General features: G+C 51.7%; 9 protein-coding genes. All 9 read left to right on the plus strand.

The window, feature by feature from the left end; translation table 11 throughout:
• The first annotated feature begins 192 nt into the window (after window positions 1–192).
• The 9 genes from ACFSUS_RS03440 to ACFSUS_RS03480 all read left to right on the plus strand — a co-directional run bounded on the left by ACFSUS_RS03440 (window position 193) and on the right by ACFSUS_RS03480 (window position 15546).
• On the plus strand, window positions 193–936 hold the full coding sequence (locus ACFSUS_RS03440; protein ID WP_381519084.1) for an IclR family transcriptional regulator: 744 nt from the start codon (window positions 193–195) through the stop codon (window positions 934–936).
• A gap of 139 nt (window positions 937–1075) precedes the next feature.
• A complete protein-coding gene (locus ACFSUS_RS03445; protein WP_381519087.1) occupies window positions 1076–3859 on the plus strand; it encodes a substrate-binding domain-containing protein in 2784 nt (927 codons plus the stop codon).
• Window positions 3860–4123: 264 nt separating this feature from the next.
• Window positions 4124–5449 (plus strand): sugar porter family MFS transporter, encoded by a 1326-nt coding sequence (locus tag ACFSUS_RS03450; protein ID WP_381519089.1) that lies wholly within the window; start codon window positions 4124–4126, stop codon window positions 5447–5449.
• A 150-nt stretch (window positions 5450–5599) separates the two neighbouring features.
• A complete protein-coding gene (locus ACFSUS_RS03455; protein WP_381519091.1) occupies window positions 5600–6508 on the plus strand; it encodes a carbohydrate kinase family protein in 909 nt (302 codons plus the stop codon).
• 41 nt (window positions 6509–6549) lie between these two features.
• Complete coding sequence (locus tag ACFSUS_RS03460; RefSeq protein WP_381519093.1) at window positions 6550–9702, plus strand: SusC/RagA family TonB-linked outer membrane protein; 3153 nt, start codon at window positions 6550–6552, stop codon at window positions 9700–9702.
• A gap of 22 nt (window positions 9703–9724) precedes the next feature.
• Window positions 9725–11443: a RagB/SusD family nutrient uptake outer membrane protein gene (locus ACFSUS_RS03465; RefSeq protein WP_381519096.1), complete on the plus strand. Its 1719-nt coding sequence runs from the start codon at window positions 9725–9727 to the stop codon at window positions 11441–11443.
• 64 nt (window positions 11444–11507) lie between these two features.
• Window positions 11508–13040, plus strand: coding sequence for a glycoside hydrolase family 32 protein (locus ACFSUS_RS03470; RefSeq protein WP_381519099.1), 1533 nt, complete (start codon window positions 11508–11510; stop codon window positions 13038–13040).
• Between the two features lie 231 nt (window positions 13041–13271).
• On the plus strand, window positions 13272–14960 hold the full coding sequence (locus tag ACFSUS_RS03475) for a fatty acid--CoA ligase (protein ID WP_381519102.1): 1689 nt from the start codon (window positions 13272–13274) through the stop codon (window positions 14958–14960).
• 94 nt (window positions 14961–15054) lie between these two features.
• On the plus strand, window positions 15055–15546 hold the full coding sequence (locus tag ACFSUS_RS03480) for a metallophosphoesterase family protein (RefSeq protein WP_381519104.1): 492 nt from the start codon (window positions 15055–15057) through the stop codon (window positions 15544–15546).
• Window positions 15547–15591: the final 45 nt, after the last annotated feature.

Consider the following 15591-nt stretch of genomic DNA (forward strand, 5'->3'; position numbering starts at 1 on the left):
ATAAAGCAAGTATTAGTAAAACTTTTTCTTACAAAAGTCTTAGCTTGATAAATATGCATTGAAAGAATCTTTAATTGAGAGCTTCTATTTGGCCAAAACCAATGTTTCTTCAATTTTCTGTAAATTTTGAGAGTACTTAAAGTCTTTTTATTAGAACTATTTATAATTTTATATTATAAAAGTATATAAACTATGATTCAGGTCATTAACAGAGCATTTGATATTCTTGAATACGTCGCTATTGAACCGACTCGCCCGAAATCGTTGACGGAGGTAGCCGAAGCCGCCGGTCTGAACCAGGGGACCTGCGCCAACATTATGAAAACAATGGTCAACCGACGTTATCTCGATCAGGCTGGCCCTAAAAAGGGGTATTGCCTCGGATCACGAGCCTACTGGCTTACAGGCAACACGTCCTACAGGAAAGACATTTTAGAAGCAGCCCGACCTCCCATGCTTCACCTCTCCAGACAGCTTGAAGAAAGTTGTTTGCTGGCGGTTCTGAATGGCGATCAGCGGCTGATTATTCACCGCGAGCTATGCGACCAGCCCCTGCAGGTGCAAACCGCCGATGAAAAACATGCTTACGATTCGGCATCCGGGCGGTTACTAGTCGGTACGCTACCAGATGCAGAGCTCGTTAAATTTAAAAACCGCTACGGTTTACCAACCCCCGATGTGTGGGAAGAAGCCGCCAGCGAGCCCAAGTTCTACGCGCAGGTTCAGATTATTCGGGATCGGGGCTATGCCTATCAAGAGAGTTTACGCCAGGTTATTGGGTATGCCGTACCCGTGTATCGGCAGGAAGAGATAATAGCCAGCCTCAGTGTGTATTTGCCTATGTACCGGCATACAACCGAAAAAGCCAGCTTGGTTTTAAACAGCCTCCGCCAGGCCGCTGAACAAATCAGTAACGAATTGACCCCAAAAATCTGAGTATACACGCTATTGCCACAGCGTAGCATTGACAGGGACTAGGATTAGAATATTCTAATTTCCTTGCAATTTATGCATATTTTTGATCTGAAGAAGGGTGACTACTCATACCAGTTAGTCACTTCGTTCAAGATCTAGTATGCATTATCTACCATCCTGTCCGTATCGTCGCCGGTTTATTCAACAAACGCAGTCAGCTTTTGGCTGGCTGCTCCTAGCCGGTTTGTGGGCATACCTGACGGGATGCACGGACACGAAAACCAAACCAGCGCATCGGATTGGGTTTTCGCAACGCACCGGAGCCGATACCTGGCGCAAGACCATGCTGGCTAGTATGAAAAGTGAGCTGTCGTTTAGCCCCGAAGTTGACTTTATTGTCAAAGACGCCGAAGGCCAAAGCGCAAAACAGGTTGAACAGATTCAGGAGCTTATCGATCAGAAGGTTGACTTACTGATTGTTTCGCCGAACGCGGCCCGACCCGTGACGCCCATTGTTGAAAAAGCGTACCAACAGGGCATTCCGGTGATTGTTGTAGACCGGCGCACCGCTTCGGATCAATACACCGCCTACGTGGGTGCAGACAATGTCGAAGTAGGTCGCACAGCGGGCCTATATGCCAACTCCCTATTGAAAGGCCTTGGTAACGTAGTGGAAATTGGGGAGTCGCCGGGTTCTTCGGCGGACATTGATCGCCACCGCGGCTTTATGGAAGCCATCGACCAGCATCCGGGCATTCGGCTGGTGACGAAGCTGGAAGGAGACTGGGATAAGCAATCGTTTGCTAACAAACTTGCCCAACGGCTGAAGAGCCAGCCGGCTACACAACTCATCTTCGCGCAAAACGACCGTACCGCGCTGAAAGCTTACCGCGTCTGTGAGCGATTAGGACTTGAGAAAAAGGTGAAGATTATTGGAGTCGATGGACTACCCGGCCCGAATGAAGGCATCGACCTCGTCGATCGGGGTATTTTGAGCGCTACTGTACTTTATCCAACGGGTGGCAAAGAAGCGATTCGGACGGCCATTGCCATTCTAAAAAAGCAGTCTTTCAAACGCGAAAATCGATTGCCGATCACGCTGATTGATTCGACAAACGTGCGAATTATGAAGCTCCAGAACGAGAAGGTAATCGAGCAGCAGATTGACATTGAGAAGCAGCGGCAGCGCATCGACGATTTGAACCAGACGTACGTATCGCAGAAAAACACGTTGTATCTGACCCTCGCTAGTCTGCTGATTGTGATTGTTCTGGGCGCTTACGCATTTTACCTGGCCCGACAAAAGCAGGCCGCTTATCAGCGACTAACCCAACAGAACGAGGAGATTCGCCAGCAGAAAGACCAGATCGAAGCCGTATCCAAACAAGCCAGGCAGGCAACCGAAGAGAAACTGCGGTTTTATTCGTACATCTCCCACGAATTCAACACCCCGCTCAGTCTTATTCTGACGCCCACCGAGGAGCTTCTTTCCCGAAGACATGTCGACGTACGAGAAGTAAGAAGTAGCCTGTCAATGATTCAGAAAAACGCTTACCGGCTACTGCGACTGGTTGATCAGATGCTCGATCTGCGCAAGGCGGATGCTGGTAAACTAGTGCTGCGAGCCAAAGAGGAAGACGTAGTTGCCTTTACCCATGACATCGTGCAGGACTTCCAGACGAAAGCGGACAAACTACGTATCGACCTCCGTTTCATGGCTGATTGCCCGGAAGTCCCTCTCTGGTTCGACCGGGAAAAACTGGACAAAGTGCTGTTTAATCTGCTGTCCAACGCCTTCAAGTACACACCACGGGGCGGTTTCATTCATATCCGCCTGAAAACGCTGGAACAGACTATTCAGATTCAGGTGCAGGACAACGGCGAAGGCATGACGCTTGATGAACAAAAGCGAATCTTCGACCTTTTCTATACCAGCTCTACGCATTTTACGCTCGGTAATGGACTGGGGCTGGCGCTGTCGCGGGAGTTTGTTACGTTGCATCATGGTGAACTAGACGTACAGTCTGAAAAAGGCAACGGAACTACGTTTACTATACAGCTTCCATTAGGCAATGCGCATCTGGACACAACTGAAATCAGCCCTGCGCCGGAATCAACTCCGATTTTGCCATTAGCTGACGAATGGACACAAACGTGGCCTACGGAGGCCAACGCGCCGACCAGCAAAGCGGGCACTTTGCTGGTTATTGAAGATCATGATGACCTGCGGCAGTATCTGGTGTCGCGGTTGAGTGACCGTTTCGAGGTAGTAGCCGAAGCGTCTGCAAAACAGGGGTGGGAACGCACGCTGGAAACAATTCCTGACCTGATTATCAGCGATATCATGTTACCCGGCGATATGAATGGCCTTCAGTTGACCCAGCGGGTAAAAAGCGATTTCCGTACGTCTACCATACCCGTTATTCTCCTGACGGCCAAAGGCCAGATGGAGGAGCGCATTGAAGGAACGCGGGCCGGGGCCGACGCTTACATCACGAAGCCGTTCCAGATGGCTTACTTTCTGGAAACGATCAACACCATATTGGCCAACCGCGAGAAGTGGCAGAAACGGTACACGGGTGATTACCTGGCTAAGACTGAAAACCGACAGGAAAAGAAATTTCTGAACGAATTGACAGCCCTGATTGAGGAGCACCTGACCGATTCGTCGTTTGGTGTAGAACAACTAAGTCGCGAGATGGGCCTGTCACGGGTGCAGCTTTACCGTAAAGCGCAAACCCTGCTAGGCAAGAACGTGAACGAATACTTCGTAGAAATCCGGTTAACAAAAGCCAAAGCGCTATTGGCGGAAACCAGCAAACCCATTGCTGAAATCGCTTACGAAACCGGCTTCAGTTCTCCGGCTTATTTCACTACATTCTTCAAACAGCATACAAACCGTACCCCATCGGAGTTCAGGAAAGCCCCAACAGTGAGTGTGTAAACCTACAACCTACTGGCAGTGTACATTGGGCTTACAAATTATCTTCTATAAGCCGTGCTTATGCAAAGCCCTGCGGCACCTGTAACAAAACTATAAATTGCTGTATCAAAACTGTAACTCTCCCCTTATCCCTCCAAATTAACTTTCTAATAACCAGTATTTTACAATAAAGCTCAAATTTGTAATTATCTGAATCATTTCCGTAAGCCTTCCTAGATATAGTAAAATAGCTTTGACTCATCAATTGACATTCTCCCTGTCGTTATGAGTCAACAACAACGCATCTTCTTCTGGTCGGTCACGGCCGCGCTGGGCGGTTTCCTTTTCGGCTTCGACACCGCCGTCATCTCTGGCGTTGAGCAATCGCTGCAAAGCCTGTGGGGCCTAAGCGTGTGGGAACACGGCCTTACGGTTTCCATCGCCCTGATCGGTACGGTCATTGGCTCAATGACGGGCGGCATCCCGGCCGAGCAGCTGGGCCGCAAACGGACCCTCTTCTGGATTGCGGTGCTATATCTGCTGGCCTCTCTGGGCACAGCTCTCGCTCCTAACTGGCCTGTTTTTCTGATTTTTCGCTTTCTGGGTGGTCTGGGCGTGGGCGCGTCGTCGGTGGCAGCTCCCATGTACATCTCTGAGATTTCCCCGCCTAAATCGCGCGGACGGCTGGTCGCTCTGTTCCAGTTCAATGTTGTGCTGGGCATCCTGATCGCTTACCTGTCTAACTTCCTGCTGGCCGACGCTGGAGCCGAGCCGTGGCGATGGATGCTGGGCGTTCAGGCGCTGCCCTCGTTGATCTTCCTGATTACAGTACTGAACATTCCTGAAAGTCCGCGCTGGCTGCTGCTAAAGAAAGGTAACGTTACCGAAGCGCGTGAGGTGCTGAACATGATCGACCCAGAGACGACCGAACAGACGTTTGTCGCCATTCAGGAGAGCAATCACCACACGACGGCCTCAGCCCGACTGTTTTCCGGGGAATATAAAACGCCCATTGTACTGGCAGTGCTGTTCGCGGTCTTTAATCAGGTATCGGGGATTAACGCCATTATTTATTACGCCCCGCGCATTTTCGAAATGACCGGTCTGGGTAAAAGCTCGTCGCTGCTGTCGTCGGCGGGTATTGGGGTGATCAACCTCGTATTTTGCCTGATTTCAATCAACCTGATTGACCGCTACGGTCGCCGGACCCTCATGAAAATTGGCTCGGTGGGCCTGATCGTGACGTTGGCGCTGGTCGCGCGGGCGTTCTACGTCGAAGACTTCAGCGGCATGACCGTTCCGATGCTCCTGTTCGTCTACATCGCCTTCTTCAGTTTTTCGCAGGGGGCGGTTATCTGGGTGTTCATCTCGGAGATCTTCCCGAACGAAGTACGGGCCAGCGGTCAGGCGTTGGGCAGTTTCACGCACTGGTTCATGGCTGCCATCATCACGTTCACGTTTCCGTACCTATCCGAGCGATTCGGTGGGGGGAACACCTTCCTCTTTTTCATGATCATGATGGTGCTGCAACTCGTGTTTGTGCTGCGACTGATGCCGGAAACCAAAGGCACCAGCCTGGAGAAAATTGAACGCACCGTTTTTGCCCATTAAAAAGGTATTCAGTATACTATTTACGGTAGGCTGACCCACGAGTGTTGCTCGGTGGGCCGGCGTCAGCCACCGTAGCGACGGACCGCCGTAGCGACGGACCGCCGTAGCGACGGACCGCCGTATACCGAAAACCATAAACCGAACACTCTTATGACACCAACCATTACCTGCTTCGGTGAAATCCTTTGGGACGTATTGCCGACCAGTAAACAACCCGGTGGCGCCCCCATGAACGTAGCCGCCGATCTGCGCAATTTTGGTCTCAACGCCAAACTCATCAGCCGCGTCGGCAGCGACGACTTAGGACGGGAGCTACTTGATTTCCTGGCTCAGAAAGAGATTCCGCTTAACCTGGTCCAGGTAGGTCAATCCCACTTAACGGGCGTTGCCAAAGCGAATATTTCCGATAGCAACGAGGTGACGTATAAGATTGTCCAGCCCGTTGCCTGGGATTACATTCAGCTGGAGCCGGGTCTACTCGACGTGGTCCGGCAAAGCGATTTCTTCGTCTACGGCAGCTTAGCCGCCCGGAGTCCCCAAACCCACGAGACCCTGCTGGCTTTGCTGGCCGTAGCACCCCGAAAAGTATTCGACGTAAACCTCCGCGCTCCGCATTACGACCAGGAAACGGTAGAAGAACTTCTGCACCAGGCCGACATCGCCAAACTGAACGAACACGAACTCGTTGAGCTGGCTGCTTGGTATGGCCACGAGCATGATCTGCACCAGGCTATGCGGCAACTTCGCGAGCGATACGGCCTCGACAAACTGTGCGTAACGCTGGGTGGCGACGGGGCCGTACTACTGGATGAAACAGGGATGCACAGTCAGATCGGCTTCCCCGTTGAGGTAGCCGACACCATTGGCAGCGGTGATGCATTCCTAGCCGCATTTCTCTACAAAACTCTGCAACGGGCGACTCCCCAAAAAACCCTGGAGTTTGCCTGCGCTACGGGCGCTTACGTAGCCACGCAACGGGGCGCAACACCTACTTTCTCTGAGGAAACGATCACTCAGCAAGTAGGAAGGTCGGCCGTTATTGAGGCACGACTTAGTTAGCCTTCCTGACCAATCTATCTTAAACCAATCCTTCTATGCTCATGAAAAACTACTTACTTGTTGTGGCGGCCCTGCTGATGACGGTGTCGCTGACCATGGCCCAGCGTACCATCACGGGGAGTGTCCTGGACGCTAAAAACAGAGAGCCGCTACCGGGAGCCAGTGTTATCATTCTTGGCACGACCACCGGCACTGTAGCCGACGCCAAAGGTAAATTCTCGCTCTCCGCGCCCCAAAGCGCGACCGGCATTGCGGTTTCCTTTATTGGCTATACGGCCCAGGAAGTATCCATTAAAAACGAGAGCGACATCACCGTCCTGCTGACTGAAGGTGGACAACTGGCCGAGGTTGTCGTGCTGGGGTATACCACCGCGCGTCGGCAGGACCTGACGGGGGCCGTCGCCATCATTGAACCATCCGTCACGAAAAATACCAGTTCGGGTAACCCGCTCCAGGCCCTCCAGGGACGGACGCCGGGGTTGTATATCGAAAAGACCGGAACGCCCTCGGGCGAAGCCAGCCGCATCCTGATTCGGGGGGCCAACACGCTGGGCAACAACGATCCGCTGTTCATCATAGACGGCGTACCGACCAAGCGCCCGCAGGTGTTCCAGAGCCTTAATCCGACGGCCATTCAGTCGGTGCAGGTGCTGAAAGACGCATCGTCGGCGTCGATTTACGGGTCTCGGGCGTCGAATGGGGTGATCATCGTCACCACCAAAAACGGATACAATACAGACGGTAAACTCGCCGTGCAGTTTAATACCAGCATTACGTCGCAATCCGAAAAGCCCGAGCGGTTTAAGATGCTGGGCTCGGTGGACCGGGGTCGGGCACTCTGGCGGGCCTCGGTGAACGACGGGGTTGATCCGGCATCGGCTTACGGCGAAATCTACTCGTTCGATTGGAACAAGGATTTTAAGAATCCGGTGTTGAACGGCGTTACGCCCAATCCGTATGTCGGCGGGAATCAGCAAGTGCCGTCGGGCAACACGGACTGGCAGGATGCGCTTTACAAAACCGCTTATGTGACGAACAACGACCTGACCGTTTCGGGGGGCACGAAAAGCTCGTCGATTATGGTCAACCTGAGTTACTTCAACAACACGGGCCTGGTGCGTTACACGGGTTACGACCGGCTGACGGGGCGACTGAACGGCCTCACCAGCAAATTTGACGGTCGTTTCAAATTAGGTGTCAACCTGCAAATGACCACTTCCCGCGAAACACCGGTCACGAACGACCTTGGTGGTGCGCCAACGCCTGGTCTGGCCGTTACGTTGGCTCCAACTATTCCGGTCTACACCAGCACGGGCGATTTCGCGGGACCCATCGGTTCGGGCTATTCGGACCGCAACAACCCGGTGTTTATGCAGTATATCAACCGCTGGGACAAAATCAACCGGACGTTCGTCTTTGGCAATGTCTACACGGAAATCGAACCGATCCGGGGCCTGATTTTCCGGTCGTCGCTGGGTATGGACAACGCACGCTATGGGTTCAAAAACATCGAGCAGTCCTTCCAGAATGGCTTCATTGCCCGCTCGTTGAATAGCCTGACGCTGAATACGAACCGGTTCCTGAGCCTGACCTGGACGAACACGCTACGGTACAGCTTTGGTGTTGGGGATCACCGATTCAATGCATTGGCTGGTGTCGAAGCCATCCGCGATAATTTAGACGATGTTGTTTCGTACCGGGAAAACTTCGCGGTGCAAACCGAAGACTTCTTTGTACTAAGTGCGGCTTCGGGTAATGCCAGCAGCACCGGCACCTCGACCGGCAGCCGGTTACTGTCGCAGTTTGCGCGGGTCGACTATAACTTCGGTGATCGCTACTTAGCCGCCCTTACCCTGCGCCGGGATGGTTCGTCGCGCTTCGGGGCCGACAACCGCTACGGTTTCTTCCCGGCGGCTTCGGTCGGCTGGCGTCTTGATAAAGAGGCCTTTATGCAAAACATAAAGGCAATCAGCAGCCTCAAACTACGAGCGGGTGTGGGCCGTATTGGTAACCAGGATATTGGCGATCTGGCCCGATTCGGTCTGTTTGAGCCGCGCTACGGAACCCTGGCGTCGCAGGTGCCGAACGGTCATAATAGCTTCTTTGATCAATATTGGAACGTAGGAACGGCCTATGACCTGAATGGAACGGGTTCGGGTACGTTGCCGTCGGGCTTTGTGCAGACGCAGGGACAAAACACGGCCCTCCGCTGGGAAACGACCGACGAACTGAACCTGGGGCTGGACTTCGCGTTCCTGAACGGAAGCTTAGCCGGCTCGCTCGACTTCTTCACGCGCGAAACCCGTGACATTCTCATCAAGCCGCCCGTAGCCGCGGCCGTTGGCGAAGGTCAGTTGAAATTCGTGAACGGGGCTACGAAAACCAACAAAGGCTTCGAGCTTTCGCTGGCGTATTTCGGCAAACCGATCGGCGATTTTACGTGGAACGTGTCCACCAATTTCGCCCGCTTCCGCGACCGCATCACGGTCTTACCCGAGGAGGTTCGGTCGGCTTTTGCCGGTAATGCGGTGACGACCATTCTTGGCCACTCACAGTTTGATTTATTCGGTTACCGAACCGATGGCCTTTTCCAGAGCCAGGCTGAAGTAGACGCCCATGCCCAGCAGGTCGGGGCGGGACCGGGCCGCATTCGCTACCGGGACCTGAACGGCGACAAGAAAATCGACGCGCTGGATCAGGAGTTTTTCGGAACGACGCTGCCCGCGCTCGAATATGGTACCCGGCTTGAGCTCGGCTACAAAAACTTCGATTTTTCAATCTTCGGTTCCGGGGTAGCTGGTCGGACCGGCTTCGATCCGTACACGTTCTACAACAACTTCATTCGGGGCCGCGAAAACGTGGGGCCGGGTGTTTTCGATGCCTGGACGCCCCAAAATACGTCGTCCCGTATTCCGGCCCTGACCTTGTCAGATGGCAACAACGAGACCCGCACATCGGACTATTTCAACGTAAATACGTCCTACTACAAGATTCGGAATGTGCAGTTGGGTTATACGTTCCCGAAAGAGATGATTGGTAAGATTGGGGTAACGAGCCTTCGGTTGTACGGAATGGCCGAGAACGTCATCTGGTTCAAGAGCAAAAGCTTTTTGGGACCTGATCCTGAACGGGTTGATATCAACACGGTTCCGGTGCCTCGTACGTTCACTGTTGGCCTAAATGTTTCCTTCTAAATCTAACCTTAATCTTACGATCATGAAAACGAAACTACTACTTTCATTCTTCCTCGTTGCGGGTGGAAGTCTGTTCACATCCTGCACCGACTTCCTAGAATACCAACCCCAGGGAACACTTTCTTCCGATAACGTTACCAGTGCTGGCAACGCCGATGCGCTCGTAACGGCGGCTTATGCGTCGCTGGGTAACGGCGAAATGATTGGGCCTATCGCCAGCATGTGGGTGTACGGCAGCGTTCGGTCTGACGATGCCCACAAAGGTGGGGGTGGGGTAGCTGATCTGGAAGATATCAACTTCTACGAACAGCACAATCTGACGCAGCCGCAGCAGGGTGGCGGCTTTTATCATCCGTATACCTGGGAGAACTACTACAAAGCCATCTCCCGCGCCAACGTGGCTATCCGATCGATTACCAACCTGAGCGAAACTGCTTTCCCGCTGAAGAAAGCGCGGTTGGGCGAATTACGTTTCCTGCGCGGCCATGCACACTTCATGCTGAAAATTCTTTTCAAATACATTCCGTACGTGGATGAAACCCTGTCGAACGATCAAATTCTACAGACCTCGAACCGGCAGTACACCAGCGATCAATTATGGGATAAAATCGGGCAGGACTTTCAGTTTGCCGTCGACAATCTCCCCGAAACACAGCCGGAAAAAGCTCGGGCCAATAAGTTTTCAGCGGCCGCTTATCTCGCCAAACTCCGCTTGTTTCAAGCTTATGAGCAGGATGATAATCACAAGGTTGTGAACATCAATCGGACGAAGTTAGAAGAGGTAGTCAAACTGACCGGCATAGTTATCAATTCCGGTAAGTACACGCTGCAACCCGATTTTGCCGAAAATTTCCTACCCGAATTCGACAATGGGGTGGAATCCGTTTTTGCGGTTCAGTATTCAATCAACGACGGGACAACGCTGGGCCGACTTAATTTTGAAACGGGGCTAAATTACCCACACGGTGCTCCGCAATACGGTTGCTGTGGTTTCCATCAGCCTACGCAGAACTTAGCGAACGCCTTCGCGACAGACGTAAATGGACTGCCTAAGTTTGATACGTACAACGACGGCATTATTGATTTCAAAACCGCTACGGTTGACCCCCGCGTCGATCATACCATCGGCATTGACGGTCACCCGTACAAGTACAACGCAGCTTCGCCGTTCAGCAATAGCTGGGTCCGTGATCCGGGGGTGTACGGTTTCTTCCAGAGCATGAAAGAGCAGCAGCTGGCGACGAGTTCGAGCTATAAAAAGCAGGGGCCATTCATCGGTACGTCGAAGAATATCGACATCATCCGGTACGCTGATGTTTTGCTTTGGCAGGCGGAAGCTTATATTGAACTGGGGCAGCAAGCTCAGGCGTTGCCGCTTATTAACAAAATCCGGGAACGAGCTGCCAAGAGTACAGGGCGCACGAAAAAGGCCGACGGCACTGATCCGTCGAATTACCTGATCAAGCCCTACGACGCGGCCAACTGGACGCAGGCGTATGCTCGCCGGGCGTTGCAGTGGGAACGCCGACTGGAATTTGCCACGGAAGGTCCACGCTTCTTCGACCTGGTCCGCTGGGGCATCGCCGAACCAACGCTTAATGCCTATTTAAGCAAGGAGAAAACCAGGCGATCGTTCCTCAGTGGCGCTAAATTTACCGCTGGTCGCGATGAATACTTACCAATTCCACAACGGGAGATTACCTTTACGAAAGGCTTGTACAAGCAAAATCCAGGATTTTAAACTTTCTCTGACAGGTTTTACAGCCCGGCGGCCGGGCTGTAAAACCTGTCAAAAAATAAGCATCATGTATAAAGTCACAATCCTGTCAGTCCTGATCGTAGTTACTTTACTGTTCATTGGTCAGACTGCGCACGGTCAAAAAGCGTCAGGACCTCACCGACCACAATATCATTTTTCGCCTAAAGCCCACTGGATGAATGATCCGAACGGGATGGTGTACTACAAGGGTATGTATCACCTGTTTTTCCAGCATTATCCCGAAGGCACAACCTGGGGGCCAATGCATTGGGGCCATGCTACCAGTAAGGACATGGTCCATTGGGAGGAGCAGCCCATCGCACTGTATCCGGATAGCCTGGGACTGATTTTTTCCGGTAGCGCCGTCGTGGACGTGAACAACACCAGCGGCTTCGGTAAAAACGGTCAGGTACCGTTGGTGGCCATTTTTACGCACCATAATATGAAGCTGGAAAAGTCGAAGCAGTCGAATCAGTTTCAATATCAGAGCATTGCCTATAGCCTGGACGAAGGCAAGACGTGGACCAAGTACGCCGACAATCCGGTATTGCCAAACCCCGGCATCACTGATTTTCGGGACCCCAAAGTGCGGTGGTATGCCCCCCAGAAGAAATGGATTATGACGTTGGCCACCAAAGACCGCGTTACGTTTTACTCGTCGCCCAACCTCAAAAATTGGACTAAGGAAAGCGAGTTCGGCCAGGAGATCGGGGCGCATGGGGGCGTTTGGGAATGCCCCGACCTGTTTCCGCTGGATGTCAACGGTAAGAAAGCGTGGGTACTATTAGTCAGCATCAATCCCGGTGGACCCAACGGTGGCTCGGCGACCCAGTACTTCGTGGGTGATTTCGACGGAAAAAGCTTCAAACCCTATTCCACTAAAACCAAGTGGATGGACTACGGCACCGATAATTACGCTGGAGTAACGTTCTCCAACACCGGCGACCGGGTGATACTGATGGGCTGGATGAGCAATTGGCAATATGCGAACGTAGTGCCGACCACTTCGTGGAGAAGCGCCAACACGGTGCCACGAGAGCTTGGTTTGAAGGAGGTCAACAAGGAGTTATATCTGACGTCCAACCCTGTAAAGGAGCTTGACGTACTGAATGAGAAAATAACCTCGCTCAACAACATAGCGGTGAAAGGAGATTACGACCTGATAGCCAAAACCGGTGGGAAAGCGGATCGTTTCAGACTGGCTCTTTCGGCTCCGGCGACCAATGATTTCTCAATCGTGCTGGCCAACGAACAGGGCAACGAACTGGTAATTGGGTATGATAAAGCGGCCAATGCGTACTACATCGACCGGACCAAAGCGGGTAAAACTGATTTTGAGAAAGGCTTCGGTAAGCGGCATACGGCCCCGCGTTTGTCAGCGGATGGTACGATTTCGCTCACGCTTCTGGCCGATGTGGCCTCTGTCGAGCTGTTTGCGGATAATGGCCTCACCGTCATGACCGACATATTTTTTCCAGAGAAAGACATGACCAAACTCTTTATCAAGTCGGCTACGGGTATTTCAATCACAAACCTGAAATACGCCAGGCTGGCGCCTTCTGTAGAAGCTGGACTTTAACGAGAGTAATGTATACCCATTTCGAGTAGTTACTGTTGTACGTTATAAAAGGAGGTCAGGTATAGGCTAACAGTCATACCTGACCTCCTTTTATAATAAGCGGGCAGAACACCTTGATTCCTAGCAGGCTAGCTAAGAGCTATTCTAGCTCATAATTAATCTTATTTTTTCTTTTCATTGTTCAAACGTACCTTCATCTTTTACGTTTTCAAGTAAACTTCATTACTTAATATGATCCAGACAAAGCTGATCCCACGCACTACCGAGGCCCACGAGCCTCCTATGCTTATAAAGAATTTGTTAGCGCAGTCGCTTAAATACGAGCCGCAACGCGAGATTGTCTACCGCGATTTGTTCCGAATGAATTACGTCGAGTTCAACCGGCGCGTTCGTCAGCTAGCAAACACCTTAACCGATTTAGGCGTCGGTCCGGGCGACACTGTTGCCGTATTCGATTGGGATAGTCATCGCTACCTCGAATGCTTTTTCGGCGTCACGAGTATCGGAGCCATTTTGCATACGGTGAATGTACGCCTGTCGCCCGCGCAGATTTTATACACCATGAATCACGCGCAGGATAAAGTCGTTCTAATTCATGAAGACTTCCTGCCCATCTTAAACGCCATTAAAGATCAAATAACTACGGTTGATACGTATGTCCTGTTAAGCGATAAGGTGTATGCCGATCCGAATGCGGGCGGAGACGTACCAGCAGGTTTTTCGGGCGAGTATGAAGCGTTGGTAAAAGGCGCATCTGACCAATACGAATTTCCGGATTTCGACGAGAATACCTGGGCCACTACCTTTTATACAACCGGAACGACGGGCAACCCGAAAGGAGTTTACTTCTCGCACCGACAGCTGTTTATGCACACGATGGGTCTACTGACGTACATAATTGGCTACGAGGCAATGTCTTTCAAAGGCTCATCGGACGTGTATATGCCTATTACGCCCATGTTTCATGTTCATGCCTGGGGATTTCCGTTTCTGGCAACTATGATGTCGGCCAAGCAAGTATATCCTGGTCGTTACGAGCCAGAATTGCTGCTAAAGCTACTCATCACCGAAGGCGTGACTCTCTCCCACTGCGTTCCGACGATCATGAATATGCTCGTCAATAGCCCAGCTGCGCAGAAGTACCGCGAGAACCTCAGCCGCTGGAAAGTGCTGATTGGCGGGTCGGCCCTCACGAAAGGTTTAGCGAAAGCCGCCATGGATTTGGGAATAACTATCTCGCAAGGGTACGGCATGTCGGAAACGGCTCCGGTTACAGCAATCGTTTATCTGAACGAGCAGGAAAAGCAACTCCCAATTGACGAACAGATTGACTTACGCACCCGAGCAGGGCGGGTATCTCCCTTTGTTGAGATGCGGCTGATGGACGATGACGGCAATTTTGTACCACACGATGGCCAGTCCCTCGGCGAAATTGTGGTGAAATGCCCATGGGCTACTCAAGGGTACTATAATGATCCTGAGCGTGCCGCAGAGCTCTGGAAAGGGGGCTGGCTTCATACCGGCGACGTAGCCAGCATCACGCCAGACTATTGGGTGATGATTGCCGATCGAACAAAGGACGTTATTAAAACAGGTGGCGAGTGGGTGTCTTCGCTCGATATGGAAGATGCCTTATCGCAGGTAGAGGGCGTGGCTGAATCAGCAGTAGTTGGCCTGCCCGACGATCGATGGGGTGAGCGTCCTCATGCACTCATTGTACAAAAACCCGGTTTTAACCTGACGGCTGATAGCATTAAAGCCGGTTTGCAAGCAAAGGTTGAACAAGGAGAACTTCACAAATGGTATGTCCCGGATCGCATTGTTTTTGTGCCGGAGATTCCTAAAACCAGCGTTGGTAAAATTGATAAAAAGAAAATCAGGTCTGAAATGAAAGATCTAATCTTAGGAACCGTCGTATAATTGTTGAAATACAGAGCAAGGAAAGTTGACAGATAATACTATTCTCCAGGGGATATATTTGTCAACTTTCCTTTGTTCATTCCAGTATGACATTATGACTCGCATTGGTCTTCTTTCGGATACACACAGTTATCTTGATCCCCAGGTTTTCACTTATTTTAACGATTGTGATGAAGTATGGCATGCTGGAGACGTGGGTGCACCAACTGTTACCGATCAGCTTAGAGCCTTTCGGCCATTGAGAGTGGTTTGTGGCAACATTGATCAAGAAGCTAGTAATCTACCGTCGCACCAACGGTTCACTCTTGAGGGACTTGACATTTGGATGACCCACATTGGCGGTACGCCACCTCGGTATAATACCACTGTTCGGCCAAACCTACAACTGAACACGCCTGATATTTTTATCTGTGGCCATTCGCACATCCTTAAAGTTACCCGCGATCCGGCGATCAACAATCTCCTGTTTATCAATCCCGGTGCTGCTGGCAAAACAGGATTTCACCAAATGCGAACTGCTATTCGCTTTTCGCTCGACATGGGTCGTGTCACAGACATGCAGGTCATTGAGCTAGGCAAAAAATAAAGCGGGTGAAAATCCGCACCTGAAGGCTTTTGTAAGCGTATCAGG

The organism is Spirosoma soli, assembly GCF_042684525.1.
Classification (GTDB): Bacteria; Bacteroidota; Bacteroidia; order Cytophagales; family Spirosomataceae; genus Spirosoma; species Spirosoma soli.